Source organism: Streptomyces azureus, assembly GCF_001270025.1.
Taxonomy (GTDB): domain Bacteria; phylum Actinomycetota; class Actinomycetes; order Streptomycetales; family Streptomycetaceae; genus Streptomyces; species Streptomyces azureus.
Genome location: NZ_DF968242.1, coordinates 17,212 through 42,673 on the forward strand (window position 1 = coordinate 17,212; position 25,462 = coordinate 42,673).

A 25,462-nucleotide genomic window follows, 5' to 3' on the forward strand; every position below is an offset into this window, starting at 1 on the left:
TGTTCCATGGGCCGCTCAGTCCGCCGGGGGCAGCTCGCCCGAGCCGCGGGTGATCAGCCGGGTCGGCAGCTCGATGCGTTCGGGGGTGACGAGGGTGCCGTCCAGCTGCCGGAAGAGGCGTTCCGCGGCGGTACGGCCGATGGCCGCCGCGTCCTGGGCGACGACGGTGACGCCCGGCTGGAGCAGGTCGGCGAGCTCGATGTCGTCGAAGCCGACCAGGGCGACCCGGCGGGTCTGCTCGGCGAGCACGCGGATCACGGTGACCGTCACCCGGTTGTTGGCCGCGAAGACCGCGGTGACCGGGCCCGGGCCGGACAGCATCTCCTCGGCCGCCCTGCGCACCCGCTCGGGGTCGGTGACACCGAGGGACATCCAGGAGTCCGCCACCGGTATGCCGGCGTCCTCCATCGCGGCCCGGTAGCCGCGCAGCCGCTCCGCGGCGGTGTGGATGCGGGGCATGTCGCCGATGAAGCCGATCCGGCGGTGCCCGTGCGCGATGAGGTGGGCGACGCCGTCCCGGGCACCGCCGAAGTTGTCCGACAGGACCACATCGGCGTCGATGTGCCCGGCCGGCCGGTCCACGAACACCGTGGCGACACCCGCCCTGAGCTCCGGCTCCAGATACCGGTGGTCGTCACCGGCCGGGATCACCACCAGCCCGTCCACCCGCCGCGCGCACAGGGCCAGCACCAGCTCCTGCTCGCGGTCCGGGTCCTCCGCGCTGGAGCCGTTGATCAGCAGGGCGCCGTGCGCGCGGGCCACCTCCTCGACCGACCGGCTCAGCGGCCCGTAGAACGGGTCCGCGAGGTCCTCCAGGACCAGACCGATGCTCGCCGTACGGCCCTTGCGCAGCACCCGCGCGCTGTCGTTGCGGCGGAAACCGAGCGCGTCGATCGCCTCCTGGACACGCCGCTCCGTCTCCGGGGTCACGCCCGGCTCCCCGTTCACGACGCGGGAGACCGTCTTGAGTCCGACCCCGGCCCGTGCCGCGACGTCCTTCATGGTCGGCCGGGTGCCGTAGCGCGTGGCGGATCGGAGGTTGGTCTGGGGCACGGTGCGGTGTCCTGTCCTGTCGTCCACGGGGGTGCGGCGGTCCTGGATTTGTATGAGGATGTGGCGTCGAGCATAGAGCCTGGACAACGTTGTCAGGCTCGGGGGAGACTGTCCACCGCAATCTCCGGACCGTGCTCCGCTGCTGGCCGGCCAGTCCTTTCACCGTTGACGGGGAGTTCCGACACTGATGCACACCGACCTCGTGGCCGCGCTCGACATCGGCGGTACCAAGATCGCCGGCGCTCTGGTGGACGGTCAGGGACGGATCCTGGTCCGCGCCCAGCGGCCGACGCCCGCCCGGGAGGACGGCGACACCGTGATGCGGGCCGTGGAGGAGGTGCTCGGCGAACTCACCGGGTCGCCGCTCTGGGAGCGGGCCACGGCCGTGGGGATCGGCAGCGCCGGTCCGGTGGACAGGCCGGCGGGCACGGTCAGTCCGGTGAACGTGCCCGGCTGGCGCGACTACCCGCTCGTCGGGCGCGTCCGGGCCGTGGCCGGGGGCCTCCCCGTCGAACTGATCGGCGACGGGGTGGCGATCACGGCGGCCGAACACTGGCAGGGCGCCGCCCGCGGCCACGACAACGCGCTGTGCATGGTCGTCTCCACGGGCGTCGGCGGCGGCCTGGTGCTCGGCGGCCGACTGCACCCCGGGCCCACGGGCAACGCGGGCCACATCGGCCACATCAGCGTGGACCTCGACGGCGATCTGTGCCCGTGCGGCTCGCACGGCTGTGTGGAGCGCATCGCCAGCGGCCCCAACATCGCCCGGCGCGCCCTGGAGAACGGCTGGCGGCCCGGCCCCGACGGCGACACGTCCGCCGCCGCGGTGGCCGCCGCCGCCCGGGCCGGTGACCCGGTCGCCGTCGCCTCCTTCGAGCGGGCCGCCCAGGCCCTGGCCGCCGGGATCGCGGCGACCGCGACCCTCGTGGAGATCGACATCGCCGTGATCGGCGGGGGAGTGGGCAAGGCGGGCGACGTCCTGTTCGTCCCCCTGCGCAAGGCCCTGAGCACCTACGCGACGCTGTCCTTCGTCCGGCGCCTGACCGTGGTCCCGGCCCAGATGGGCACCGACGCCGGGCTGGTGGGCGCGGCGGCGGCAGCACTGGAGAGGCGGACGGACACGGCCGCGGCGGGAGTGTGAGACGGAGCAGGAACGTTCAGGCGGGACATCTCCGGCGCGTGGTCCGTTCCTGAGCGCGGCGCGTTCCCGGCCTGCGCGTTCCTGAGCCCGGCCCGTTCGTGATGCGGAAGGAACCACTCCGACGCCGGCGCCATCTGGTCCGGCGTGGGTGTCGGGATGTTGTTCTTCGGGCTCGCCTTCATGGGCGGATGGGCGGCGGCGGCCGGCGCGCTGGTGTACGCCGTCGTCACGCTCGTCCGCATCCGGTCGGAGGACTGGATGCGGCGCCACGGACACCCCCTGGCGCGGCTGCTGGCGCCGACGCCCGCGTTCCTGCGCTTCGATGTGACCCTCGCCGTGACGGCCCTGCTGGCCGACCTGTGGCTCGTGTCGACGGCCATCGTGTTCGGGGCGGACGGCGTCTTCATCGAGGACTGGATGGGCTACCCCGGCATGATGGACCTCACCGGGCGGGGCTACCAGGCCGCAGTGGTGAGCGCGCTGCACACCACGGCGTGGTGGACCTGCGGGATCGCGGTCCTCGGCCGGTGCTGGATCACGGCCGGCGTGCAGGTGTGCCTCCTGCCGCCCGCCGCGTGGTGGATCGGAACGTTCGACACGTACTACACGTGACGGGCACCGGCACACCTGACGGACACTGGTCCGGGAAGCCGGGTCCTCCCTCGAAAAGCGCCCGAATGTCCGTGCGATGTGACACGATCGCGCATGTGAGCAGCAGACCCGCCCCGGCGCAGCGCCTGCGCGACCTCGCCCTCCTGCGCCGGGTAAAGGACCGGATCGACCGGGAGTACGCACGGCCGCTGGACGTCGAGGCGCTGGCCCGGGGGGTGCACATGTCGGCCGGGCATCTCAGCCGCGAGTTCAAGCGCGCCTACGGCGAGTCGCCGTACAGCTACCTCATGACGCGCCGCATCGAGCGCGCCATGGCGCTGCTGCGCCGGGGGGACCTCAGCGTCACCGAGGTGTGTTTCGAGGTCGGCTGCTCGTCGCTGGGCACTTTCAGCACCCGCTTCACGGAACTGGTCGGCATGCCGCCCAGCGCTTTCCGTCGCCAGGCGGTCCTCGCCACCGCGGGAATTCCGTCGTGCGTGGCGAAACAGGTGATCAGACCGGTCAGGAATCGAGAAGCGCCCGCCCCGAGCCGAAACTAGCGTGATGGCCATGGACCTCACCGTTCACGCCAGTTTCCTTCCGCACGACGACCCGGACGCCGCCCTGGCGTTCTACCGCGACACCCTCGGCTTCGAAGTCCGGGGCGACGTCGGATACGAGGGCATGCGCTGGATCACGGTCGGCCCTGTCGGCCAGCCCGGCACGAACATCGTGCTGCATCCGCCGGCCGCCGACCCCGGCGTCACCGAGGACGAGCGCAGGACCATCGCCGAGATGATGGCCAAGGGCACCTACGCCGGCATCGTCCTGGCCACCCCCGACGTCGACGCCGCCTTCGAGCGGGTGCAGGCGGGCGACGCCGAGGTGGTCCAGGAGCCCGTGGACCAGCCCTACGGCGTTCGCGACTGCGCCTTCCGCGACCCCGCGGGCAACATGGTCCGCATCCAGCAGCTCAAGCCGTGACGGCGCGGTAGCAGCCGGCCCACAGACCCACACGCAACACCCCCGCGCCGCACCTCCCGGCCGGCGCGGGGAGCACCAGATCGCCCGACCGCGGCAGCCCCGCCCGACAGATGGAGACCGATGAGCATGGCCACGAGGACGGACAGACAGTCGTCCGGGCCGCACGTTGCCGACAGCCACGATGTGATCCGCGTGCACGGCGCGCGCGAGAACAACCTCAAGGACGTCAGCATCGAGATCCCCAAGCGCCGGCTGACGGTGTTCACGGGCGTTTCCGGCTCGGGCAAGAGCTCGCTCGTGTTCGACACCATCGCCGCGGAGTCGCAGCGGCTGATCAACGAGACCTACAGCGCCTTCCTCCAGGGCTTCATGCCGAACCGGGCCCGCCCCGAGGTCGACGTGCTCGACGGGCTGACGACCGCGATCGCCGTGGACCAGCAGCGGATGGGCGGTGACCCCCGCTCCACGGTCGGCACCGCCACCGACGCCAACGCGATGCTGCGCATCCTCTTCAGCCGGCTGGGCAAGCCGCACATCGGCCCGCCCAGCGCGTACTCCTTCAACACCGCCTCGGTCCGGGCGAGCGGCGCGATCACCGTCGAGCGCGGCGCCAAGACCAAGGCCCAGAAGGCGACATTCGAGCGCACCGGCGGCATGTGCAACCGCTGCGAGGGCCGCGGCAAGGTCTCCGACATCGACCTCACCCAGCTCTACGACGACTCCAAGTCGCTGTCCGAGGGCGCGTTCACCATCCCCGGCTGGAAGTCGGACAGCCAGTGGACCGTGCAGCTGTACGCCCAGTCGGGGTTCGTCGACCCGGACAAGCCGATCCGCGAGTACTCCAAGAAGGAGATGCACGCCTTCCTCTACGGGGAACCGGTCAAGATCAAGGTCAACGGCATCAACCTCACCTACGAGGGGCTGATCCCCAAGATCCAGAAGTCGTTCCTGTCCAAGGACAAGGAGGCGATGCAGCCGCACATCCGGGCGTTCGTGGAGCGGGCGGTCACCTTCACCGTCTGTCCCGAGTGCGACGGCACGCGGCTGAGCGAGGGCGCCAGATCCTCGAAGATCGACAAGATCAGCATCGCCGACGCCTGCGCCGTGGAGATCAGGGACCTGGCCGAGTGGGTCCGGGGGCTCTCGGAACCGTCCGTCGCGCCGCTGCTCACCGCGTTGCAGGGAACGCTCGACTCGTTCGTGGAGATCGGCCTGGGCTATCTCTCGCTCGACCGGCCGGCGGGCACGCTGTCGGGCGGCGAGGCGCAGCGCGTGAAGATGATCCGCCACCTCGGCTCCTCCCTCACGGACGTCACCTACGTCTTCGACGAGCCGACCATCGGCCTGCACCCGCACGACATCCAGCGGATGAACGACCTGCTGCTGCGGCTGCGGGACAAGGGCAACACGGTGCTCGTCGTGGAGCACAAGCCGGAGATGATCGCGATCGCCGACCACGTAGTCGACCTCGGCCCCGGCGCCGGCACGGCGGGCGGCACCGTCTGCTTCGAGGGCACGGTCGAGGGGCTGCGGGCCGCGGACACCGTCACCGGCCGTCATCTCGACGACCGGGCCACCCTCAAGGAGACGGTGCGCAAGGCCACCGGCGCGCTGGAGATCCGGGGCGCGTCGGCGAACAACCTCCGAGATGTCGACGCCGACATCCCGCTCGGGGTGCTCACCGTCGTCACCGGTGTCGCCGGCTCCGGCAAGAGCTCCCTGCTGCACGGGTCGATCCCCGCCGACGCGGGGGTGGTCTCGGTGGACCAGAGCCCGATCAAGGGCTCCCGGCGCAGCAACCCCGCGACCTACACCGGGTTGCTCGACCCGATCCGCAAGGCCTTCGCGAAGGTCAACGGCGTGAAGCCGGCCTTGTTCAGCGCCAACTCCGAGGGCGCCTGCCCGACCTGCAACGGCGCCGGAGTCATCTACCTCGACCTGGGCATGATGGCCGGCGTCGACACCCCCTGCGAGGACTGCGAGGGGAAGCGGTTCCAGGCCTCGGTGCTGGAGTACCACCTCGGCGGCCGTGACATCAGCGAGGTGCTCGCGATGTCGGTGGCCGAGGCCGAGGAGTTCTTCGGCAGCGGCGAGGCCCGCACCCCGGCCGCGCACAAGATCCTGGAGCGGCTCGCCGACGTCGGGCTCGGCTACCTCACCCTCGGCCAGCCGCTCACCACCCTCTCCGGTGGCGAGCGGCAGCGCCTGAAGCTGGCCACGCACATGGCGGAAAAGGGCGGCGTCTACGTCCTGGACGAGCCGACCACCGGTCTCCACCTCGCGGACGTGGAGCAGCTGCTCGGCCTGCTCGACCGGCTCGTCGACTCCGGCAAGTCGGTCGTCGTCATCGAGCACCACCAGGCGGTCATGGCGCACGCCGACTGGATCATCGACCTCGGCCCCGGCGCGGGCCACGACGGCGGCCGGATCGTCTTCGAGGGGACACCGGCCGATCTCGTCGCGGCCCGCTCCACCCTGACCGGGGAGCACCTCGCGGCCTACGTCGGCGCCTGACGCGAGTCCTCGGGAACGGTCGTGAGGCGAGCGCGCCACGGAGTCACTCGCCTCACGATCGTCACGAACAGCCCAGTTTGCACATAAGCCTCAAATCGGGTGAATAACGGCACGCTCCGAGGGCACTCCGTCTCCGGAACCCCCACAGAACGGAGCCGCTGATGATCATCAAGAAGATGCACGAGATGGGCGTCCGCAGCGAGCACGCCTACCTGGCCGCCATGGCGTCCGTCGGCCTCAGCGTCGTCGCCTGGATGGGCTCGCTGAAGATGGAACCCGGCACCGGCCTCGCCCGTGCCGACCGCTGGGGCATCTTCGTGGGCGAATGGGCACCGACCTTCTTCGGTCTGGGCCTCGCCCTGTCCCACTACGAGCAGCACGACGGCACCCTCACCGCCGACGTCCACGAATTCCGGCAGACGCAGAAGGCGGGCTGAACGGCCTACTCCGGCGAGCGCCCGGCGCCGTCCCCACGCACCCTGGTGCCATGGCGTCCGTGAAACCCGTCGTGGTCTACCCGCCTGCCACGGACGGTGGCCGGCGGGTACGCGTGGACGACCAGTTCCTCGGGATCGCGTACGGGCTGCTGGACGTCGCCGAGTTCCTGCGGCGGGCGGGGATCGAGGACGCGGACGAGGCGTACGTGGCGGCGTCCGGGCTGATCGAGTGGCGCGGCGGCGGCCCCGGCGCCTGGGGCACGGAGCCGGACGACGACCTGGCGTGAAGCCCCTGCTTGGCCCGGTCGGGTCCGGGTGCGTGACCCCGTGGCGGGTCCGGCAGTTGAGCCGGGCATGAAGAAGCGCAGCATGCTCGCCATCGCCTCCCTCGCCACCGGCTTCGTCGTCGCGGCGGTCACCCCGTCGCACGCCCTCGGGGAGAGCCTCGGCACCCCCAACGTGGACGAGACCCTCCGCACCCTCCCCGAGACCGTCGCCCAGGACAGCCTGTCCCTGGGCAAGGAGGACGGCGCGCAGGAGAAGCAGAAGGGCTGACGGTCCGCCCGTCCCCGGCCCACGGCGCCGGCGCTCCCGATCGAGGGGCGTCGGCGCCGTCGTCATGCGCCCTCAACTGCCGCTGGTTTCCGTGGCAGGGTGGAGCGGGCAAGCCTCAGGGGGCCAACAGCAGAGGGGGACCTGTGACCGTCGTCTGGATCAACGGCGCGTTCGGTGCGGGGAAGACCACCACCGCACAGGAACTGATCGAACTGATCCCGAACAGCACGCTCTTCGACCCCGAGGTCATCGGCGGAGCACTCCGGTATCTGCTGCCGCCCAAACACCTCGCCGAGGTCGGCGACTTCCAGGACCTGCCGATCTGGCGCCGGCTCGTGATCGACACGGTGGCCGCGATGCTCGCCGAACTCGGCGGGACCCTGGTGGTCCCCATGACCCTGCTGCGCCAGGAGTACCGCGACGAGATCTTCGGCGGCCTGGCCGCCCGCAGGATTCCGGTCAGTCACATCCTGCTCGCTCCGGCCGAAACGATACTGCGTGAGCGGATAGCGGGCCGCGAGGTTCCGCGGGACCTATCCGACGGCGAGATACGAATACGCCAGTGGTCCTTCGACCACATCGAGCCGTACCGGGCCGCACTGGCCTCCTGGCTCACTGCCGACGCCCACCCGGTCGACACCAGCGACCTCACACCGCACGAGACCGCCGCCCGGATCGCCGAGGCCGTCAACAGCGGCTCCGTGCCCGTCTGCGACATCGTGCAGACGCCCGAGCCCACCGCCGAGACACTCGCCGCCGGTGTGCTCCTCTTCGACGAGCAGGACCGGGTCCTGCTCGTCGACCCCACTTACAAGGCCGGCTGGGAGTTCCCCGGCGGGGTCGTCGAACCCGGTGAGGCCCCCGCACGCGCCGGTGTGCGGGAGGTCGCCGAGGAGACCGGCATCCACCTCGACGAAATGCCGAGCCTGCTCGTCGTCGACTGGGAGCGCCCCTCGCCCCCCGGGTTCGGCGGACTGCGGCTCCTCTTCGACGGCGGCACCCTCGACTCCACGGAGGCCGGGCGGGTGCTGCTGCCCGGGCCGGAGCTGCGCGACTGGCGGTTCGTCACCGAGGAGGAGGCCGCCGGACTGCTGCCACCGGTGCGCTACGAGCGGCTGCGCTGGGCCTTGAGGGCGCGCGAACGCGGAGCGGCGTTCTATCTGGAGGCCGGAGTGCCGGTCGGCTGACGCCGAGCTCTCCGTTCCCGCCCTTTACCCGGCGCGGGGGATTCCGAGGGAAAAGCAAAAGGAAACGTCCAAGGACCCAGTGCTATGTGCTGCCCAAGGAATCTCCCGCACTCGTTCACGCAGGGGGTAATCACATTCCCTGCTCTCGTCAACACTTTTCCATGACCGCAAACAATCCCTTTTCTGGCCCCTGCTCGGCTTGACCGGACTCGCACAGCGTTGCGAAAGTCCGCAGAGTCTCACGGCGGCGCTGACGACCGCCACTCAATTTCCTTGCCTCAGGGGCAGATCCGGGATGTCCGTACGATGACCACGCAACACCAGCCGGCCGACACCGGCGGCAGCACCGCGCTGCTGACCGAGCCGCCGACGCAGGACCCCAGACCCGGCGGCACGGTCGTCGCCGGCCGCTCACCGGCACGCATGGCCTGGAAGCGGATCAGGCGGGACAAGGTCACCACGGCCGCCCTGCTGGCCACCCTCCTGTTCATCGCGATCGCACTGCTCGCGCCGGTCCTCACCGCGCTGACCAGCTGGGGACCGATCACACCCGACAACAAGGCGATCAACCCCGACACGGGTAACTTCCCCTACGGATCGCTGGGCGGCATCAGCGCCCAGCACCTCCTCGGCGTCGAACCGGGCACCGGCTACGACCTGTTCGCCCGCATCGTCTACGGCCTGCGCACCTCGCTCTACGTGGGTTTCGCCTCGGCCGTGCTGTCCACCGTGGTCGGTGTCGTGGCAGGGCTCGCGGCCGGTTACTTCGGCGGCTGGGTCGACTCCCTGCTGTCCCGGGTCATGGACGTGATGCTGGCGTTCCCGCAGCTGCTGTTCATCATCGCGCTCACCCCGGTGATCCAGAACGCGCTGCAGACCAACAGCCACGGCGGCACCGACGAGAACCTCCGGCTGCTCGTCCTGGTCCTCAACATCGCCGTCTTCGCCTGGGCGTACACCGCCCGTCTGGTGCGCGGACAGGTGCTGTCCCTGCGCGAGCGGGAGTTCGTCGACGCCGCGCGGCTGATGAGCGCCGGACGGAGGCACATCCTCTTCCGACAGCTGCTGCCCAACCTCTGGGCTCCGATCCTGATCTCCTTCGCCCTCGCCGTCCCGCAGAACATCACCACCGAGGCGGCTCTGTCGTACCTGGGCGTCGGCGTCATCCCGCCCAACCCCGACTGGGGAGCCCTGCTGTCGGACGCCTCCCAGTTCTTCCTCCAGGACCCGATGTACCTCTTCGTGCCCGGTGTCCTGCTCTTCCTGCTGGTCCTGGCGCTCAACCTCCTCGGGGACGGCGTCCGGGACGCCCTGGATCCCCGCGCCCGGCGCGGCTGACAAGCCACCCCCCGAGTGTCGGCCCGGCGGCCCCACGAACGGCCGCCGAGCCCGTAGCAAGAAACGGAGTTTCCTCAATGACGCGCAGCACGCGCAGATCGCGCACGGTCGCTCTCACGGCCTCCGCCGTGATGATCGCCATGGGGGCCACCGCATGCGGAGGTTCCTCCGGCGGCAGCGGCAGTGGCACGCCCGGCAAGGGCGGCACCTTGACCGTCCTGAACAAGGCGGACTTCGACCACCTCGACCCCCAGCGCGTGTACACGACCGAGGGCTCGAGCATGGACGAGGAAATCGTCCGGACCCTCACGGGCTGGGACGAGACGGGCTCGGCCCCGAAGCTGGTCGGCGACCTCGCCACCGACACCGGAACGCCGTCCAAGGGCGCCACCGTCTGGACCTTCCACCTGCGGCACGGGGTCAAGTACCAGGACGGCACCGAGGTCACCGCACCCGACGTCAAATACGGCGTCGAGCGGTTCTTCTCCTCCGACATCAACGGCGGCCCGCCCTACGCGTCCCAGTGGCTCGTCGGCGGCGCCGACTACAAGGGCCCCTACCAGGGCAAGGAGCTCGGTTCCGTCCAGACGCCGGACAAGTACACGATCGTCTTCCATCTGAACCAGCCGGTGGCCGACTTCAACGAGACCACCGCCATGCCCGGCTGGTCCGCCGTACCCAAGGCCCACGACACCGGCTCGACCTATGACACCAAGGTCTGGTCCGACGGCCCGTACATGATCAAGTCGTACGCCAAGAACAAGGAACTCGTCCTCACCCGGAACAAGTACTGGTCGCAGTCGACCGACCCGATCCGGCAGCAGAACGTCGACGAGATGGACGTGAAGTTCGGCCAGGACGAGGCCGCCATCGACCAGCAGATCAAGGCCGATGCCGGCACCGCTCAGACATCGATCCAGCAGTGGCCGATCGCGGGCTCCGACCTGGCGCAGCTTGCCAACGACCCGGCTCTGAAGGGTCGTTACTACAAGATCCCGGCACCCGGCATCAACTACCTGGCGATCAACACCACCCGCGTCAAGGACCTCCGGGTCCGCCAGGCGATCGAGTACGCCATCGACAAGACCACGGTTCGCGGCGCCTTCGGCGGTTCCGCGTACGGCGACTACGCCACCACCATGCTGAGCCCCGGCATCGGCGGCTACAAGAAGTTCAACCTGTACAGCGCCAACCCCTCGGGCAACCTCGCCAAGGCCAAGGCACTGATGAAGCAGGCGGGCGCCCCGAAGCCGACCATGTCGATCGCGGTGGAGAACACCCCCACTCAGGAGCACTTCGCCGACGCGGTGAAGACCGCGCTGGAACGCATCGGTATCCACGTCAACATCTCACCGATCGACGCGGCGAACTACTTCAGCACCGTCAACAACACGAAGAACCAGTACGACCTGACCTGGGGCGACTGGATCGCCGACTGGCCCAACGCCTCCACGGTGCTGCCCACCCTCTTCGACGGCCGGCTGATCAAGAAGAACCCGCAGGCCAACCAGGACCTGTCCTATCTGAACGACCCGAAGGTCAACACGCTGATCGACAAGGCCGCCACGATGACCGACGTCAAGCAGCGCAACGCGACCTACGGTCAGATGGACGAGCAGATCATGAAGGACGCCGCCGTGGTCCCGCTGACGTACATGAACTTCAGCGACATGTCCGGCTCCAAGGTCGGCGGGGTCATCCCCGACACGATCCTGGCCGAGCCGAGCCTGGTCCACGTCTACGTCAAGCACTGACGGCGGCAACCCTCTCGACCCCGCCGGCGGCCTGGGCCGCCGGCGGGCACCCCACTCACGTCAGGTCCCGGCATCCCATGTTTCGTTACCTCATCAGACGCCTGCTGGCAGCGGCCGTGATCATGCTGGTGATCACCACGATCACCTTCTTCATCTTCTTCGCGCTGCCGTCGAACCCCGCACTCCTGGCCTGCGGAAAGACCTGCTCCCCGTCCCGCCTTGCGGAGATCAAGCACTCGCTGGGCCTGGACCAGAGCTACCTGACTCAGTACTGGGAGTTCGTCAAGGGGCTGTTCGTCGGTCGTGACTTCGGCGACCAGAGCGTGCGCATCCACTGCGGCGCGCCCTGCCTCGGCATCTCCTTCCAGACCGACACCCCCGTCCTGACCACCCTGCTGTCGGACTTCCCGGCGGACCTCTCCCTCGGTCTCGGCGCCGCGGTGGCGTTCCTCGTCCTGGGCGTCGGCCTCGGCACCGTCGCCGCGGTCCGCAGGGGCAGGGCCGCCGACAAGGCGGCGGTCGGACTGGCCCTGTTCGGCGTCTCTGTGCAGATCTACTTCATCGGTCTGCTCCTGCTGTACCTCTTCGTCGACAAGTTCCAGATCCTGCCGACCTCCGGCTACACCCCGATCACAGAGGACCCGGCCGGCTGGTTCAAGGGCCTGATCCTGCCGTGGGCCACCCTGGTCATCGTCTACCTCGCGATGTACACCCGGCTCACCCGCTCCTCCATGCTGGAGGTCTTCGCCGAGGACTACATGCGCACCGCCCGCGCCAAAGGACTGCCGGCCGCCACCGTCGTCCTCAAGCACGGACTGCGCGCCGCCGTCACCCCGATCATCACCATCTTCGGCATGGACGTCGGCTCCCTGATCGGCGGCTCCGCGGTCATCACCGAGTCGGTGTTCGGCATCAACGGCATCGGCAAGCTCGCGGTCGACTCCGTCCAGAACTCCGACCTGCCCGTCATCCTCGGCACCACGCTCTTCGCCGCGACGTTCGTCGTCCTCGCCAACGTGGTCGTCGACCTGGTGTACGGCCTCGTCGACCCGCGCGTGCGCCTCGCCTGAGCCCTTCTTTCGTCCTTAGGAACACCCGTGTCCGTTCAGACCTCACCGCAGCCCGCGGACGTCACGCCCGCGCCCGCATCCTTCCTCGACGTACGCGACCTGAGGGTGCACTTCCCGACCGAGGACGGCCTCGTCAAGTCCGTCGACGGCGTCTCCTTCACCCTGGAGAAGGGCAGCACCCTCGGCATCGTCGGCGAGTCCGGCTCCGGCAAGTCGGTGACCTCGCTGGCCCTGCTCGGACTGCACAAGGGCACCCGCGCCCGGGTCTCCGGCGAGATCTGGCTGGAGGGCCGGGAACTCGTCGCCCTGCCCGAGGCCGACATGCGCGAGTTGCGCGGCCGTACGGTCTCCATGATCTTCCAGGACCCGCTCTCCGCGCTGCACCCCTTCTTCACCGTCGGCGCCCAGATCGCCGAGGCTTACCGCGTCCACCACAAGGTCTCCAAGAAGGAGGCCAGGGACCGCGCGGTCGAGATGCTCAAGCGGGTCGGCATCCCGCAGCCCGAACGCCGGGTCAGGGACTATCCACACCAGTTCTCCGGCGGCATGCGCCAGCGCGCGATGATCGCCATGTCGCTCGTCTGCGACCCCGCCCTGCTCATCGCCGACGAGCCCACCACCGCCCTCGACGTCACCGTCCAGGCGCAGATCCTGGACCTGATCCGCGATCTCCAGGAGGAGTTCGGCTCCGCCGTCGTCATCATCACCCACGACCTCGGCGTGGTCTCCGACGTCGCCGACGACATCCTGGTCATGTACGGCGGCCGCCGGATCGAGTACGGCACCACCCGCGACGTCCTCAAGCAGCCCCAGCACCCCTACACCTGGGGCCTGTTGCAGTCGATGCCGCACCTCACCGGCGACGTCGGCGAACGGCTCAACCCGATCCCCGGCACCCCGCCGAGCCTGATCAACCTGCCGGACGGCTGCTCCTTCCACCCGCGCTGTGCCTACAAGGGCTGGGTCCCTCAGGGGCGTTGCACCGTGGAACGTCCCGAGCTGCGCCTCGTCCCCGGTACCGGAGGGCACCTCGCCGCGTGCCATCTCACCGACGAGGCCAAGCACGAGATCCGCGTCGGGACCGGCCCCGACGACCGCGGTGCCGCAGCCGCACGGGCCGCGCAGTGACGGCGGCGGACGAAAGGGAGCACGACGTGAGCACCACCCAGTCCCTCACCGGGCAGACCACCGACCGCCCCACCGGCGAGAACCTCCTCGAAGTGCGCGGTCTCCAGAAGCACTTCCCCCTCCGGCAGGGCATCATCTTCCAGCGGCAGATCGGGGCCGTGCGAGCCGTCGACGGCATCGACTTCTCGGTCGGGCCCGCCGAGTCGCTGGGCCTGGTCGGCGAGTCCGGCTGTGGCAAGTCGACCACCGGCCGCCTGATCACCCGGCTGCTCGAACCCACCGGCGGCTCCGTCGTGTTCGACGGCGAGGACATCACCCACCGGCCTCCCGGACGGATGCTTCAGGCCCGCCGCAACCTCCAGATGATCTTCCAGGACCCGTACTCCTCCTTGAACCCGCGGCACACCGTCGGCACCATCATCGAGACGCCGATGCGGCTCAACGGCATCAACCCGCCCCAGGGCCACAAGCGGCGCGCCCAGGAACTCCTGGAGACGGTGGGCCTCAACCCCGAGCACTACAACCGCTACCCGAACGAGTTCTCCGGCGGCCAGCGCCAGCGCATCGGAATCGCCCGCGCCCTCGCCCTGCGGCCGAAGCTGATCGTGGCCGACGAACCCGTCTCCGCGCTGGACGTCTCCATCCAGGCGCAGGTGGTCAACCTGCTCCAGGACCTCCAGCGGGAGTTCGGCATCGCCTTCGTCTTCATCGCCCACGACCTCGCCGTCGTCCGGCACTTCTCCGAACGGGTCGCCGTGATGTACCTCGGCAAGATCGTAGAGGTCGCCGACCGGGAGTCGCTCTACACCCGGCCACGGCACCCCTACACGCACGCGCTGCTGTCCGCCGTGCCCGAGGCCGACCCGGATGCCACCGAGCGGCGCGAGCGCATCCGGCTGGCCGGGGACGTGCCCTCACCGATCGATCCGCCCTCCGGCTGCCGCTTCCGCACCCGCTGCTGGAAGGCGCAGGACAAGTGCGCCACCGAGGAACCGCAACTGGTCAGCGTCGAGGGCAGCCCCGCGGGCCATCTCACCGCCTGCCACTTCCCCGAGGAACCCACGGTCGCGGCGCGCGAGGAGGACATCGTCCTCGACCCGGCGCTCGCGGAGCTGAAGGGGACTTCCTGACGGGGCTCACGTCAAGGTCCGCAGCACCTCAGCCGCCCGCCGCGTCACCGGATCCCCGTGACCGAAACAGGCGACGTCCGGATCGAGCTCCGCCAGCCGCCGGCAGGCGGCGAGGACCTTTGCGTGTTCGAGGTTCAGGACACCCGGCATCACCGTGCCGTCCACGGGGGACGCCGCGACCGTGTCACCCGTGAACAGCACCCCGTGCTCCGGGAGATGGAGCGCGATGCTGCCGTGCGTGTGCCCAGGTACGTGGACGACGTGCGCCCCGCCGCCCCAGTCCAGGACCTCGCCCCCGGCCAGCTCCGTGACCTGCGCCGGCCGGACGAAGTCACCCTCGGGCAGGAGCTTCGCGGCCTGCTCGTACAGCGGCTGCTCCCAGTCCTCGATCACCGGTGGCGGGCCCGGGACTTCACCGCGTACGACGGGCGCGTCCAGCCGGTGGACCAGCACCTCGGCACCGCCTAACGCGGCGAACTCGCCCGCCCCGCCCACGTGGTCCTCGTGGAAGTGGGTGAGCACGATCCGCCGTACGTCCCGCGGATCCCGGCCGAGCGCGGTCACCGCCTCGGCGATCGGGGCACCGGAGCCCCCGGGCCGGCGTCGATCAGTGTCAGCTCGCCGCGGTCGTCGCCGTCGCGCCACAGGTAGGCCTGGCCGACGGGGAAGCGGAGTAAGTGGAGGCGGGGTTGGAGCTCGATGACGTCCATGGGACGACCGTAGGCAAGGCCCCCGTCCGCGGACGAGGGCCTTAGCTGTGGGCAGAGCGGTCAGCTCGCCGCGTAGTTGCGCAGGAACAGCGCCTCCGCCACCGACAGCCGCTCCAGTTCCTCGGGGGACACGCTCTCGTTCACGGCGTGGATCTGGGCCTCCGGCTCGCTCAGCCCGATGAGCAGGATCTCCGCACGCGGGTAGAGGACGGCGAGGGTGTTGCACAGCGGGATGGAGCCGCCCTGGCCGGCGTACTGCATCTCCTGTCCCGGGTACGCCACGGCCATCGCGTCCGCCATGGCCTGGTACGCGGGGCTCGTCGTGTCGGCGCGGAAGGCCTGGCCCTGGCCGATCTGCTCGGTGCTCACCCGCGCACCCCACGGCGTGTGCGCCTCCAGGTGCGCCTGGAGCAGCTTGGTCGCCTCGGCGGCGTCCACGCCCGGCGGCACCCGCAGGCTGATCAGCGCCCGGGCGCTCGCCTGCACGGACGGGGTGGCGCCGACGACGGGCGGGCAGTCGATGCCGAGGACCGTCACGGCCGGGCGCGCCCAGATGCGGTCGGCGACCGTCCCGGAGCCGATCAGCCCGACGCCGTCCAGCACCTTGGCGTCCTGCCGGAACCGCTCCTCCTCGTACTGGAGCCCCTCCCAGGCCGTGTCCCCGGTGAGCCCGTCGACGGTCGTCGAACCGTCCTCGGCGCGCAGCGAGTCCAGGACCCGGATCAGGGCGGCCAGCGCGTCGGGCGCGGCGCCGCCGAACTGGCCCGAGTGCAGGTTGCCGGCGAGCGTGTCGATCCGGACGCGGACGAGAGTCATACCGCGCAGGGTGGAGGTGACCGTCGGCAGTCCGACCCGGAAGTTGCCCGCGTCGCCGATGACGATCGTGTCGGCCTCCAGCAGGCCCGGGTGCTCCTCCGCGTACCGCTCCAGGCCACCCGTGCCCTGCTCCTCCGAGCCCTCCGCGATCACCTTCACGTGGACCGGGACGCCGCCGTTCGCCTTCAGCGCGCGCAGTGCCAGCAGGTGCATGATGACACCGCCCTTGCAGTCGGCGGCCCCGCGCCCGTACCAGCGCCCGTCCCGCTCGGTCAGTTCGAACGGCGGGGTCGTCCAGCCTGACTCGTCCAGCGGCGGCTGCACGTCGTAGTGGGCGTACAGCAGGACGGTCTTCGCGCCCTTGGGGCCGGGCAGGTAGCCGTAGACCGACTGCGTGCCGTCGGGGGTGTCGAGCAGGGCCACGTCCTGGAAACCCTCGGCGGCGAGCGCGCCCGCGACCCAGCGGGCGGCGCCCTCGCTCTCGCTCCTCGGGAACTGGTCGAAGTCCGCCACCGACCGGAAGGCCACCAGCTCGGTGAGCTCTTCCTTCGCCCTGGGCATCAGCGAGGCGACGGTCTCGGCGACCGGATTCGACGGCATGGGCACGCTCCTTGTGGGTGCGACGTTGCAGCGGTGAGTGCCGTAGATCCTCCCACAGCGGCCTTCGGCCAGGTCCGCCGTAGGATGCGGGAGACAGCAGGGGCAGGCGGCTTGATCGGGAGCAGTAGACCATCGTGAGCAGCGAGAACTCTTCGGCGGACGACGTGCAGCGGGTGTGGGACGTCGTCGTGGTGGGCGCGGGACCCGCGGGCGCTTCGGCCGCGTACGCGGCGGCGGTCGCCGGCAGACGCGTGCTGTTGCTGGAGAAGGCGGAGCTGCCGCGGTACAAGACGTGCGGCGGTGGCATCATCGGCCCCTCGCGCGACGCGCTCCCGCCCGGCTTCGAGCTGCCGCTCAGGGACCGCGTGTACGCGGTGACGTTCTCGAACAACGGGCGCTTCACGCGCACCCGCCGGTCCAAGCAGATGCTGTTCGGGCTGATCAACCGGCCAGAGTTCGACCAGCAGCTCGTCGAGCACGCGCAGAAGGCGGGCGCCGAGCTGCGTACGGGTGTCACGGTCCAGCGGGTCGAGCAGCACGGCTCGGCGGTGCCCGACCGGCGTACGGTCGCTGTGATCCTCCAGGGCGGCGAGGTCCTGCTCGCGCGGGCCGTGGTCGGCGCGGACGGCAGCGCCAGCCGCATAGGGGCGCACGTCGGGGTCAAGGTCGGCCAGGTGGACCTCGGCCTGGAGGTGGAGATCCCGGTGCCGGAGACCGTCGCCGAGGACTGGAAGGGCCGGGTGCTCCTCGACTGGGGCCCGATGCCTGGCAGTTACGGCTGGGTCTTCCCCAAGGGCGACACCCTGACGGTCGGGGTGATCTCGGCGCGGGGCGAAGGCGCCGCGACGAAGCGGTACTTGGAGGAGTTCGTCGGGCGGCTGGGTCTCGCCGGCTTCGAACCGAGCATCTCCTCCGGGCACTTGACCCGCTGCCGGGCCGACGACTCGCCGCTCTCGCGCGGGCGGGTGCTGGTGTGCGGCGACGCGGCGGGGCTGCTGGAGCCGTGGACCCGCGAGGGCATCTCCTTCGCGTTGCGGTCCGGGCGGCTCGCGGGGGAGTGGGCGGTGCGGATCGCCGAGGCGCACGACGCGGTGGACACCCGCCGGCAGGCCCTCAATTACGCCTTCGCGGTCAAGGCCGGGCTCGGTGTGGAGATGAGCGTCGGCAAGCGGCTGCTGACCGTGTTCGAGCGCCGCCCCGGCTTGTTCCACGCGGCGCTGACGAGTTTCCGCCCGGCCTGGAGGGCGTTCAAGGAGATCACGCAGGGCTCGACGTCGCTGGGCGAGATCGTCCGCACGTATCCGGTGGCACAGCGGGCCCTGACCGCGCTGGACCGCCGTCCCGCCGCGACGGGCGACGAGGTCAGCCCGTCACAGTGATCTCGAAGACCGGGTGGTCGGGGGCGATACGGCGCAGCTGGTCGTCCGGGGAGTCGGGTCCGACTCCGTTGAAGAAGACCCCGACCTCCGCCTTCCAGCGCTTGAGGTAGGCGCGCAGGACCGGGGTCTTGTCGTCGTCGGCCACCTCGGTCGCGGTGAAGCTGTCCACGCGCTCGCCGAGGTGCAGTTCGCCGCCGCCCGCCGCGCGCATGTTGTGCGTCCACTGGACGTGGCCGCGCGGTGCGACCAGGTACTGCCGGCCGTCCAGGGTCAGCACGTTGACCGGGGTGGTGCGCCACTGACCGCTCTTGCGGCCGCGGACGGCGAGGACGCGGGAGCCCCAGACGCTGATGCCGCGGCGGGTCAGCCAGGCGACGAGCCGGTTGAAGACGTTGATGGTGAGCCAGCCGGGCTTGCGGACATGCGTGGACATGAGGTTCCCCCTGTTGGATATGGAGCAGTGCTCTGATATGTGAGCACCGCTCTCGCTCGGTGCTGCCAGTCTGCCCGAGACCGGTGCTCCAAAGCAAGAGCGCTGCTCTCTCATTTGGATACCGCTCTCGCTTGTGTGCGTCGATCTCGTTTGTGTGCACTGCTCTGTTTCCATGGCACACTGCCCCGCATGAGCACCGCACACGGCGCCCGTGCCCGGGCCAGGATCGAAGTGACCGCGGCCATCAAGGACGAGGCCCGCAGACAGCTCGCCGCCGAGGGCGCCGCCAGGCTCTCGCTGCGGGCCGTCGCCCGCGAGCTCGGCATGGTCTCCTCCGCGCTGTACCGCTACTTCCCCAGCCGTGACGACCTGCTGACCGCCCTCATCATCGACGCCTACGACTCCCTCGGCGAGGCCGCCGAAACCGCCCACGACGCAGCCGCCGGCTCCGGCCCCCTGCAACGCTGGATCGCGGTGTGCGAGGCGGTGCGGCACTGGGCGCTCGACCATCCCCACGAGTACGCCCTCATCTACGGATCGCCCGTGCCGGGATACACCGCCCCCGACACCACCGTCCCGCCCGCCGCCCGCGTCGGTCTGCTGCTCTTCGGCATCGTCCGCGACGCCTACCGAGGCCTCGGCCTGGCCAAGCCCTCGCTGCCGGCCGACCTGCGCCCGGAGGCCGAGCGGATGGCCGCCGACCTCGCGCCGGACCTCCCGCCCGAGACGGTGACGGCCCTCGTCGCGGCCTGGGCTCAGCTGTTCGGCCTGGTCGGCTTCGAGCTGTTCGGGCAGTTCAACCGGGTGGTGAAGGACCGGGAGACGTTCTTCCGGCACACGGCGGGGCAACTCGCCCACGGGGTGGGGCTGGTGTATCCGCAGCAGGGGTCTGCCTCCAATTAGTCTGTGACCATGGAAAACAGGGTCGAGACCGCTCGCCGGATCTGCGGTCTGGACGATGGCGACGTGCTCTTCGATGAGCACGGCGTTCCTCAGCACGTCATCTGTGAGTGCTGCTACAACGAGTCCGGTATCGGCGACGACACCCTGACGCAAGTTCGCGAGCTTCGGGGCTACTGGGTCGGCCACGGTGCTCAGTGGCGACCCGGAGCGGAGACCAGCTGACTGGGAATTGCTGAAGCAGATCGCCAACATTCCCCCCGAGTGGCGCTGATCGCAGGACTGGCGACGGTCTTCCGGGGGCGGGCCGGAGAACCGCTCGGGCCTCTCAGGCCACAGGAACCGGAGGCCCCGGCAGCAGCGCCGGATCCTGGCGCAGGACCTGGGCGTGCAGGGCTCGCAGGCCGGGCCCCGGGTCCGCGCCCATCGTGTCGGCGAGCCGCCGCCGTGCCTCCTCGTACACGGTGAGGGCGTCCGCCGGGCGGCCGGTTCGGCACAGGGCGAGCATCAGAAGCTCGGCGAGGCGTTCGCGCAGCGGGTGGGCCGCGACGAGCCGGACGAGTTCGTGGACGTACTCGAAGGAGCGGCCAAGTTCGATCTCGCCCTCCAGCCGCGCTTCGAGGACCGTGAGCCGCTTCTCGGTCCAGCGCAGCCGTTCCGCGGTGAGGTACGGCGCGTGCAGGCCCTCGGCGAAGTCGCCGCGCCACAGCTCCTCGGCGCGGTGGGCCAGTTCGACCGCACGCCGCACCTCGCCGGCCCGCCGTGCCGCGAGCGCCTCGTCCACCAGCAGCCGGCGCTCCGCCAGATCGTCGACGCGCACGCCGGTCAGCCGGTAACCGGTGCCGGTCCAGGACAGCTCAGGCCCGTCCCCGAGTGCCCGGCGCAGCCCGGAGACGTACTTCTGCACGAGGTTGCGCACATGCACCGGCGGCGCGCCGCCCCACACGGCCTCGACCAGACCGTCGTACGACAGCGGGCGGCCCTCCTGGAGCAGCAGGACGGCGAACACCGCCCGCTGCTTGGGCGGGCCGAGCGGGATCTCGGCGCCGTCGCGCAACGCGCGCAGCGGGCCGAGCAGTTCGATGCGCACGGCGTGCGAGGTCCCGGATGTCTGCTCAGCCATGCGTCGAGCGTATCCCGAGGCCCGCGTTCCAGTGGATCTTCCAGTGGGCCTTCCAGCGGCCGGACCGACGGTGTTCACAGCCACCGAAGTCCCTTCGACTTCCCCGGACTCGCTGCGAAAGGCCACCTCATGCTCACCCGGCTCGGCCGTCGGTCCGCGCGGTACAGCCGTGCCGTGCTGCTCGGCTTCCTCCTGCTCTTCCTCGGCCTCGGCGGCTACGGCGCAGGCGCCCAGGGCGACCTCGACCTCTCGCGCTGGAGCTCTCCCGGCACGGAGTCGGTGCGTGCCGCCGACGAACTGCGCGACGGCTTCCGCACCGGCAACCCCAACCTCGCCCTCCTGGTCACGGCGCGCGACGGCGACGTGGACAGCCCGCGCACCGAGCGAGCGGCGAGACAACTCACCGACGAGGTCGAGCGGTTGCCCCTCGTCACGGACGTCACCGCCTACTGGGACGCCGACAGTCCCGCCCTGCGCGGCAAGGACGGCCGACGGGCCCTGATCCTCGTCCACCTGGAGGGCACCGCCACCGAGACACGTGAGGAACTCGCCTCCCTCTCACCCCGGCTGGCCCGCACCACCGCCGACATCGAAGTCCGCGTGGGTGGCCAGGAGGAGATCTCCCGGCAGGTCGGCCAGCAGGCCCGCGCCGACTTCCTGCGCGCGGAGGCGTTCGCGCTGCCCGTCGTGCTGCTCCTGCTGATCCTCGTCTACCGGCGCACGGTCGCCGCCCTGCTGACCGTGGCGGTCGGGCTGTTCTCCGTCGTCGGCACGCTCGCCGGGCTGCGGGTGATCGCGCAGTTCACGGAGGTGTCGACGTTCGCCGCCAACCTCGCGCTCGTCCTCGGACTGGGACTGGGCATCGACTACAGCCTGTTCATGATCAGCCGGTACCGCGAGGAGCGGGCCGCCGGGCACGACCAGCGGGCAGCCGTGCCCCGCGCCACCGCCGCGGCGGGACGCACGGTCCTCTTCAGCGGTGTCACCGTCGCGGTGTCGCTGTGCGCGCTGCTGGTCTTCCCGTTCTTCTTCCTCAGTTCCTTCGCGTACGCGGGTGTGCTCGTGGTGGTGACGGCGGTCGCAGGCGCGGTGCTGTTCCTGCCCGCCGCTCTCGCCCGCTGGGGGCACCGGGTGGAGCGTGCCGCCGCGCCCCCCTCCGGCTTCTGGCACCGCGCCGCGCTCACCGCCATGCGCCGCCCGTTCCTCGCCGGCGCCGGAGTGCTGACCGTCCTGCTCGTCACCGCCTCGCCCCTGCTCGGACTGCGGTTCGGCCTGCCCGACGAGCGCACGCTGCCCGAGGGCACCTCCTCGCGCACCACCTCGGAGATCGTGCACCGGGAGTTCGCCGCCGAACCCACGGACATCGTCCAGGTCGTCCTCGGCGCACCCGCGGCCGAACCGGCCGGCACGCGCGCGTACGCCGCCGAACTCTCCCGACTGCCCGGCGTGTTCCAGGTCGACGCGCCCGAAGGCGCCTACCAGGACGGCAGGCGCACCGGCCCGCCCGGCCAGGACCGGCTGACGGCGTCCGACGGACGGGTGCGCCTGGCCGTCGTACCCACCCAGCGGGCCCTGTACGGCGACGTCCCCGCGTTCGTCGAACGCGTCCGGCAGATCCCGGCTCCGGTGCCCGTCCTGGTCGGGGGCTATCCCGGCGAGACCACCGACTTCCGCTCCACGCTCCTGGGCCGGCTCCCGTACGCCGTCGGGATCGTACTGGTGGCGACGTACGTGATCCTCTTCCTGATGACGAACAGCGTGCTGCTGCCTGCGAAGGCGACCGTGCTGAACCTGCTCAGCCTGTCGGTGATGTTCGGCTGCCTGGTGTGGGTCTTCCAGGACGGGCACCTGTCCGGACTGCTCGGCTTCACCCCCACCGGGTCGATCGAGCCGAGCATCCCGGTGCTGATGTTCTGCGTGGCCTACGGGCTGTCGATGGACTACGAGGTGTTCCTGCTGGCGCGCATCAAGGAGGAGCACGACCGCACCGGCGACACCCGGCGCGCGGTCGGCGAGGGCATCCGGCGTAGCGCCCCGCTGATCACGGCCGCGGCCGGGATCCTGGCGCTGTCCTTCCTGTCGTACGCCACCGGAGGGGTCGTCTTCCTCAAGGAACTCGGCATCGGCACGGCCCTGACGATTCTCGTCGACGCCACCCTGATCCGGGTCGTGCTGCTGCCGGTGACCATGCGGCTGGCCGGGCGGGCGAACTGGTGGGCGCCGCGGCGGCTGCGCCGGCTGCGGATCAGGGAGGGCGAGGCGGCCCCGGCGGACGACGTACTCCGCGGGGAGTACGTGTGATCACCGCGCCTGGGTGACGCCGCCGCGGGCGGGCGGCGTCTAGCGTGGCCGCCATGGACGAGCAGCGTGTGCGGGGCGGTCCGCCGCAGTGGTGGCGGCACGGGCCTGTGTGGTGGGACCGGTGGGGGGAAGGGGAGCGTGCGCCCCGTCTGCCCTGGCGGTCCACCGTCGTCGTCACCGTTTTCGTCCTGGTCGGCTCCCACTTCGCCGCTCATGGTCAGGAGGGCGAGCGGGCGGCCCTGGACCCCTTCGCGCGGGTGCTCCTGCTGGTGGCGGGGGCGCTGCTGCTGTGGCGCAAGCGGTATCCGGTGGCCGTGGTCTTCGGCACGGCGGGTGCCGTCATGCTCTACCTGGGGGCCGGGTATCCGTACGGGCCGGTGCTCCTCACCGTCGCCCTGGCGTGCTTCAGCGCGATCGTCGCCGGGCACCGCTGGGCGGCCTGGGCGGCGATGGGAACGCTCTGGGCGGGGCACGCCCTGGTGGCGCACTGGCTCTACCGGTGGCTGCCGCCGTCGGAGGACTCCGCCGCTTCCTGGGGCGAGGAACTGGTGGTCGCCACCTGGGTGGTGGCGATCGCGGCGGTGTCGGAGCTGTTCCGGATCCGGCGCGAGCAGTGGGTCCGCGAGCGGGCCGAGCGTGCCGAGGCCGCGCGGCGACGGGCCGACGAGGAGCGGCTGCGGATCGCGCAGGAGCTGCACGACGTCCTCGCCCACAGCATCTCCGTGATCAACGTGCAGGCGGGGGTCGGCCTCGCGCTCCTCGACTCCGATCCCGAGCAGGCCCGTACGGCGCTCACCACGATCAAGGCCAAGAGCAAAGAGGCGCTCGGCGAGGTGCGCCAGGTGCTCGACACGCTGCGGGCACCCGGTGACGCGCCCCGAGCACCCGCGCCCGGGCTGGACCGGCTGCCCGAGCTGGTGGAGCAGGCGGCGAGCGCGGGCCTGACCGTCGAGGTCGAGGGTGAGCCGCCGCGCCTCGCGCCCGGCACGGACCTCGCAGCCTTCCGGATCGTCCAGGAGGCCCTGACCAACGTCGTACGGCACTCGGGTGCGCGGCACGCGCGCGTGCATCTCGCGCACGACTCGGACCTGCTGCGGCTGCGCGTCGACGACGACGGGCCGGCGACCGGTGCCGATGCCGGTGGCAGCGGCAACGGACTGGCGGGGATGAGGGAGCGGGCCGCCGCGCTGGGTGGCACCATCGAGGCGGGGCCCCGTCCGGACGGCGGTTTCCGGGTGCTCGCCGTACTGCCGCTGACGGCTTCCGCCGAGGTCGAGGAGGACCGGTGATCCGCGTACTGCTCGCCGACGACCAGTCACTGGTCCGGGCCGGGTTCCGGGCGCTGCTCGACGCGCAACCCGACATCGAGGTGGTCGCGGAGGCCGCCGACGGGGAGGAGGCCGTGCGCAGGATCCGCGAACTGCGGCCCGACGTCGTCCTGATGGACATCCGCATGCCCGCGCTCGACGGCCTGGCCGCGACCCGCCGGGTCACCGAGGACCCAGGCCTCGGGGACGTCAAGGTGGTCATGCTCACCACCTTCGAACTCGACGAGTACGTCTTCGAGGCGATCCGTTCGGGCGCCTCCGGCTTCCTGGTCAAGGACACCGAGCCGGACGAACTCCTGCGCGCCGTAAGGGCGGTGGTGGCGGGCGACGCGCTGCTCTCGCCGGGGGTGACGCGCCGCCTGATCGCCGAGTTCGCGGCCCGCGCCAAGGAACCGGCGGCCGCCGACGCGCTGGCCCGGCTCACCGAGCGGGAGCGGGAGGTGATGGCCCTGGTCGGCATCGGCCTGTCCAACGAGGAGATCGCCCGCCGCCTGGTCGTCAGTCCGCTCACCGCGAAGACCCATGTCAGCCGCACGATGGTGAAGCTGGGCGCCCGCGACCGGGCCCAACTGGTCGTGCTCGCCTACGAGTCGGGGCTGGTGCGGCCGGGCTGGCTGGGCTGACCCGCCGAGCGGAACCGGATCAGCACACTGACGACCCGGGCGGCGAAGAGGACGGGCGCGAGCACCAGCCCGGTGTGCAGCAGCAGGCTCTCCGGAGTGTCCGGGAGGTCGAAGAGCAGCGCGGGACCGGCCACGGCCCCGAAGACGACCGCCGCGGCGAAGGCCGCACTGCACAGCGCGTACCCGATCTCGACGGTGATCGCGTCCCGTTCGGCCTGCGTGCGCCGTCCCCCGTGACTGGTCATACAGCGAGTCAAACAGGAGGGCGCCCGGTGGGCAAGCGTCCCGCCGGACAGCCCCTAGGGGCTGTCTTTAGTTGCGATCAAGCCCGGGGTGGGGTGTCGGTCCGATAGGACTGTGGTGTGAC

At 70.9% G+C, this 25,462-nt stretch carries 25 protein-coding genes and 1 pseudogene; 20 read left to right on the top strand and 6 right to left on the bottom strand.

The features are described 5' to 3' along the window. Nucleotides 1-15 precede the first annotated feature (15 nt). The gene (locus tag AOQ53_RS12005; RefSeq protein ID WP_078945277.1) at nt 16-1,080 is read right to left on the bottom strand and encodes a LacI family DNA-binding transcriptional regulator; all 1,065 of its coding nucleotides are present in this window, start codon (nt 1,078-1,080) and stop codon (nt 16-18) included. A 160-nt stretch (nt 1,081-1,240) separates the two neighbouring features. On the opposite strand from AOQ53_RS12005, the gene AOQ53_RS12010 reads away from it, so the two are divergent. The 14 genes from AOQ53_RS12010 to AOQ53_RS12075 all read left to right on the top strand — a co-directional run bounded on the left by AOQ53_RS12010 (nt 1,241) and on the right by AOQ53_RS12075 (nt 14,882). Further along, nucleotides 1,241-2,194: an ROK family protein gene (locus tag AOQ53_RS12010; protein WP_059417008.1), complete on the top strand. Its 954-nt coding sequence runs from the start codon at nt 1,241-1,243 to the stop codon at nt 2,192-2,194. Nucleotides 2,195-2,350: 156 nt separating this feature from the next. Continuing rightward, the gene (locus tag AOQ53_RS12015) at nt 2,351-2,806 is read left to right on the top strand and encodes a hypothetical protein (RefSeq protein WP_059417028.1); all 456 of its coding nucleotides are present in this window, start codon (nt 2,351-2,353) and stop codon (nt 2,804-2,806) included. Nucleotides 2,807-2,871: 65 nt separating this feature from the next. Beyond that, nucleotides 2,872-3,345, top strand: coding sequence for a helix-turn-helix transcriptional regulator (locus AOQ53_RS12020; RefSeq protein WP_078945278.1), 474 nt, complete (start codon nt 2,872-2,874; stop codon nt 3,343-3,345). 10 nt (nt 3,346-3,355) lie between these two features. Then, on the top strand, nt 3,356-3,769 hold the full coding sequence (locus AOQ53_RS12025; protein WP_059417030.1) for a VOC family protein: 414 nt from the start codon (nt 3,356-3,358) through the stop codon (nt 3,767-3,769). 120 nt (nt 3,770-3,889) lie between these two features. Next, a complete protein-coding gene (locus AOQ53_RS12030; protein ID WP_059417009.1) occupies nt 3,890-6,283 on the top strand; it encodes an ATP-binding cassette domain-containing protein in 2,394 nt (797 codons plus the stop codon). A 161-nt stretch (nt 6,284-6,444) separates the two neighbouring features. Next, the gene (locus AOQ53_RS12035; protein ID WP_059417010.1) at nt 6,445-6,720 is read left to right on the top strand and encodes a hypothetical protein; all 276 of its coding nucleotides are present in this window, start codon (nt 6,445-6,447) and stop codon (nt 6,718-6,720) included. A gap of 50 nt (nt 6,721-6,770) precedes the next feature. Beyond that, nucleotides 6,771-7,007, top strand: a complete 237-nt coding sequence (locus AOQ53_RS12040; RefSeq protein WP_059417011.1) for a hypothetical protein — start codon at nt 6,771-6,773, stop codon at nt 7,005-7,007. A gap of 67 nt (nt 7,008-7,074) precedes the next feature. Beyond that, nucleotides 7,075-7,275 (top strand): hypothetical protein, encoded by a 201-nt coding sequence (locus tag AOQ53_RS12045; protein WP_059417012.1) that lies wholly within the window; start codon nt 7,075-7,077, stop codon nt 7,273-7,275. 143 nt (nt 7,276-7,418) lie between these two features. Further along, the gene (locus AOQ53_RS12050; RefSeq protein WP_059417013.1) at nt 7,419-8,462 is read left to right on the top strand and encodes an NUDIX hydrolase; all 1,044 of its coding nucleotides are present in this window, start codon (nt 7,419-7,421) and stop codon (nt 8,460-8,462) included. Between the two features lie 306 nt (nt 8,463-8,768). Continuing rightward, entirely contained in the window at nt 8,769-9,800 is a 1,032-nt protein-coding gene (locus AOQ53_RS12055; protein WP_059417014.1) for an ABC transporter permease, read from the top strand. Nucleotides 9,801-9,877: 77 nt separating this feature from the next. Continuing rightward, nucleotides 9,878-11,554, top strand: coding sequence for an ABC transporter substrate-binding protein (locus tag AOQ53_RS12060; RefSeq protein WP_059417015.1), 1,677 nt, complete (start codon nt 9,878-9,880; stop codon nt 11,552-11,554). Nucleotides 11,555-11,631: 77 nt separating this feature from the next. Beyond that, nucleotides 11,632-12,624 carry an ABC transporter permease gene (locus AOQ53_RS12065; RefSeq protein ID WP_059417016.1) on the top strand — a complete coding sequence of 331 codons (993 nt, stop codon included), beginning with the start codon at nt 11,632-11,634 and terminating at the stop codon, nt 12,622-12,624. A 27-nt stretch (nt 12,625-12,651) separates the two neighbouring features. Next, the gene (locus tag AOQ53_RS12070; RefSeq protein WP_059417017.1) at nt 12,652-13,752 is read left to right on the top strand and encodes an ABC transporter ATP-binding protein; all 1,101 of its coding nucleotides are present in this window, start codon (nt 12,652-12,654) and stop codon (nt 13,750-13,752) included. Between the two features lie 26 nt (nt 13,753-13,778). Then, nucleotides 13,779-14,882 (top strand): ABC transporter ATP-binding protein, encoded by a 1,104-nt coding sequence (locus AOQ53_RS12075; protein ID WP_059417018.1) that lies wholly within the window; start codon nt 13,779-13,781, stop codon nt 14,880-14,882. A gap of 6 nt (nt 14,883-14,888) precedes the next feature. Here the strand turns inward: AOQ53_RS12075 and AOQ53_RS12080 are convergent. Then, nucleotides 14,889-15,592 (bottom strand): annotated as a pseudogene (locus AOQ53_RS12080) (MBL fold metallo-hydrolase). A gap of 60 nt (nt 15,593-15,652) precedes the next feature. Further along, nucleotides 15,653-17,008, bottom strand: a complete 1,356-nt coding sequence (locus AOQ53_RS12085; protein WP_059417019.1) for a dipeptidase — start codon at nt 17,006-17,008, stop codon at nt 15,653-15,655. Between the two features lie 134 nt (nt 17,009-17,142). On the opposite strand from AOQ53_RS12085, the gene AOQ53_RS12090 reads away from it, so the two are divergent. Further along, nucleotides 17,143-18,387, top strand: a complete 1,245-nt coding sequence (locus AOQ53_RS12090) for a geranylgeranyl reductase family protein (protein ID WP_059417020.1) — start codon at nt 17,143-17,145, stop codon at nt 18,385-18,387. Here AOQ53_RS12090 and AOQ53_RS12095 read toward each other — a convergent pair. After that, the gene (locus AOQ53_RS12095; RefSeq protein WP_059417021.1) at nt 18,371-18,820 is read right to left on the bottom strand and encodes a nitroreductase family deazaflavin-dependent oxidoreductase; all 450 of its coding nucleotides are present in this window, start codon (nt 18,818-18,820) and stop codon (nt 18,371-18,373) included. The genes AOQ53_RS12090 and AOQ53_RS12095 overlap by 17 nt on opposite strands. Before the next feature lie 189 nt (nt 18,821-19,009). Here AOQ53_RS12095 and AOQ53_RS12100 point away from each other — a divergent pair, with 189 nt between their 5' ends. After that, nucleotides 19,010-19,723, top strand: coding sequence for a TetR/AcrR family transcriptional regulator (locus AOQ53_RS12100; RefSeq protein ID WP_059417022.1), 714 nt, complete (start codon nt 19,010-19,012; stop codon nt 19,721-19,723). Between the two features lie 9 nt (nt 19,724-19,732). After that, nucleotides 19,733-19,945, top strand: a complete 213-nt coding sequence (locus tag AOQ53_RS12105; protein WP_408055156.1) for a hypothetical protein — start codon at nt 19,733-19,735, stop codon at nt 19,943-19,945. A gap of 103 nt (nt 19,946-20,048) precedes the next feature. On the opposite strand, the gene AOQ53_RS12110 is transcribed toward AOQ53_RS12105, so the two are convergent. Next, nucleotides 20,049-20,843: an AfsR/SARP family transcriptional regulator gene (locus AOQ53_RS12110; protein ID WP_059417023.1), complete on the bottom strand. Its 795-nt coding sequence runs from the start codon at nt 20,841-20,843 to the stop codon at nt 20,049-20,051. A 129-nt stretch (nt 20,844-20,972) separates the two neighbouring features. On the opposite strand from AOQ53_RS12110, the gene AOQ53_RS12115 reads away from it, so the two are divergent. From AOQ53_RS12115 to AOQ53_RS12125, 3 genes are read left to right on the top strand one after another with little or no spacing between them, the layout of a single operon-like run. Next, on the top strand, nt 20,973-23,144 hold the full coding sequence (locus tag AOQ53_RS12115) for an MMPL family transporter (protein WP_059417024.1): 2,172 nt from the start codon (nt 20,973-20,975) through the stop codon (nt 23,142-23,144). Nucleotides 23,145-23,197: 53 nt separating this feature from the next. Continuing rightward, nucleotides 23,198-24,433 carry a sensor histidine kinase gene (locus tag AOQ53_RS12120; protein WP_099054583.1) on the top strand — a complete coding sequence of 412 codons (1,236 nt, stop codon included), beginning with the start codon at nt 23,198-23,200 and terminating at the stop codon, nt 24,431-24,433. Further along, the gene (locus AOQ53_RS12125; RefSeq protein WP_059417026.1) at nt 24,430-25,095 is read left to right on the top strand and encodes a response regulator transcription factor; all 666 of its coding nucleotides are present in this window, start codon (nt 24,430-24,432) and stop codon (nt 25,093-25,095) included. The genes AOQ53_RS12120 and AOQ53_RS12125 overlap by 4 nt, the downstream gene beginning before the upstream one ends. On the opposite strand, the gene AOQ53_RS12130 is transcribed toward AOQ53_RS12125, so the two are convergent. Continuing rightward, entirely contained in the window at nt 25,056-25,340 is a 285-nt protein-coding gene (locus AOQ53_RS12130) for a DUF6332 family protein (protein WP_059417027.1), read from the bottom strand. The genes AOQ53_RS12125 and AOQ53_RS12130 overlap by 40 nt on opposite strands. Between the last annotated feature and the right edge of the window lie 122 nt (nt 25,341-25,462).

Bases quoted from the DNA above. Each gene is read 5' to 3' on its own strand.
- AOQ53_RS12010 (WP_059417008.1), top strand. From the start codon at position 1,241: ATGCACACCGACCTCGTGGCCGCGCTCGACATCGGCGGTACCAAGATC.
- AOQ53_RS12015 (WP_059417028.1), top strand. From the start codon at position 2,351: ATGTTGTTCTTCGGGCTCGCCTTCATGGGCGGATGGGCGGCGGCGGCC.
- AOQ53_RS12020 (WP_078945278.1), top strand. From the start codon at position 2,872: ATGTCCGTGCGATGTGACACGATCGCGCATGTGAGCAGCAGACCCGCC.
- AOQ53_RS12025 (WP_059417030.1), top strand. From the start codon at position 3,356: ATGGACCTCACCGTTCACGCCAGTTTCCTTCCGCACGACGACCCGGAC.
- AOQ53_RS12030 (WP_059417009.1), top strand. From the start codon at position 3,890: ATGAGCATGGCCACGAGGACGGACAGACAGTCGTCCGGGCCGCACGTT.
- AOQ53_RS12035 (WP_059417010.1), top strand. From the start codon at position 6,445: ATGATCATCAAGAAGATGCACGAGATGGGCGTCCGCAGCGAGCACGCC.
- AOQ53_RS12040 (WP_059417011.1), top strand. From the start codon at position 6,771: ATGGCGTCCGTGAAACCCGTCGTGGTCTACCCGCCTGCCACGGACGGT.
- AOQ53_RS12045 (WP_059417012.1), top strand. From the start codon at position 7,075: ATGAAGAAGCGCAGCATGCTCGCCATCGCCTCCCTCGCCACCGGCTTC.
- AOQ53_RS12055 (WP_059417014.1), top strand. From the start codon at position 8,769: ATGACCACGCAACACCAGCCGGCCGACACCGGCGGCAGCACCGCGCTG.
- AOQ53_RS12060 (WP_059417015.1), top strand. From the start codon at position 9,878: ATGACGCGCAGCACGCGCAGATCGCGCACGGTCGCTCTCACGGCCTCC.
- AOQ53_RS12065 (WP_059417016.1), top strand. From the start codon at position 11,632: ATGTTTCGTTACCTCATCAGACGCCTGCTGGCAGCGGCCGTGATCATG.
- AOQ53_RS12085 (WP_059417019.1), bottom strand. From the start codon at position 17,008: ATGCCGTCGAATCCGGTCGCCGAGACCGTCGCCTCGCTGATGCCCAGG.
- AOQ53_RS12095 (WP_059417021.1), bottom strand. From the start codon at position 18,820: ATGTCCACGCATGTCCGCAAGCCCGGCTGGCTCACCATCAACGTCTTC.
- AOQ53_RS12100 (WP_059417022.1), top strand. From the start codon at position 19,010: ATGAGCACCGCACACGGCGCCCGTGCCCGGGCCAGGATCGAAGTGACC.
- AOQ53_RS12105 (WP_408055156.1), top strand. From the start codon at position 19,733: ATGGAAAACAGGGTCGAGACCGCTCGCCGGATCTGCGGTCTGGACGAT.
- AOQ53_RS12110 (WP_059417023.1), bottom strand. From the start codon at position 20,843: ATGGCTGAGCAGACATCCGGGACCTCGCACGCCGTGCGCATCGAACTG.
- AOQ53_RS12115 (WP_059417024.1), top strand. From the start codon at position 20,973: ATGCTCACCCGGCTCGGCCGTCGGTCCGCGCGGTACAGCCGTGCCGTG.
- AOQ53_RS12120 (WP_099054583.1), top strand. From the start codon at position 23,198: ATGGACGAGCAGCGTGTGCGGGGCGGTCCGCCGCAGTGGTGGCGGCAC.
- AOQ53_RS12130 (WP_059417027.1), bottom strand. From the start codon at position 25,340: ATGACCAGTCACGGGGGACGGCGCACGCAGGCCGAACGGGACGCGATC.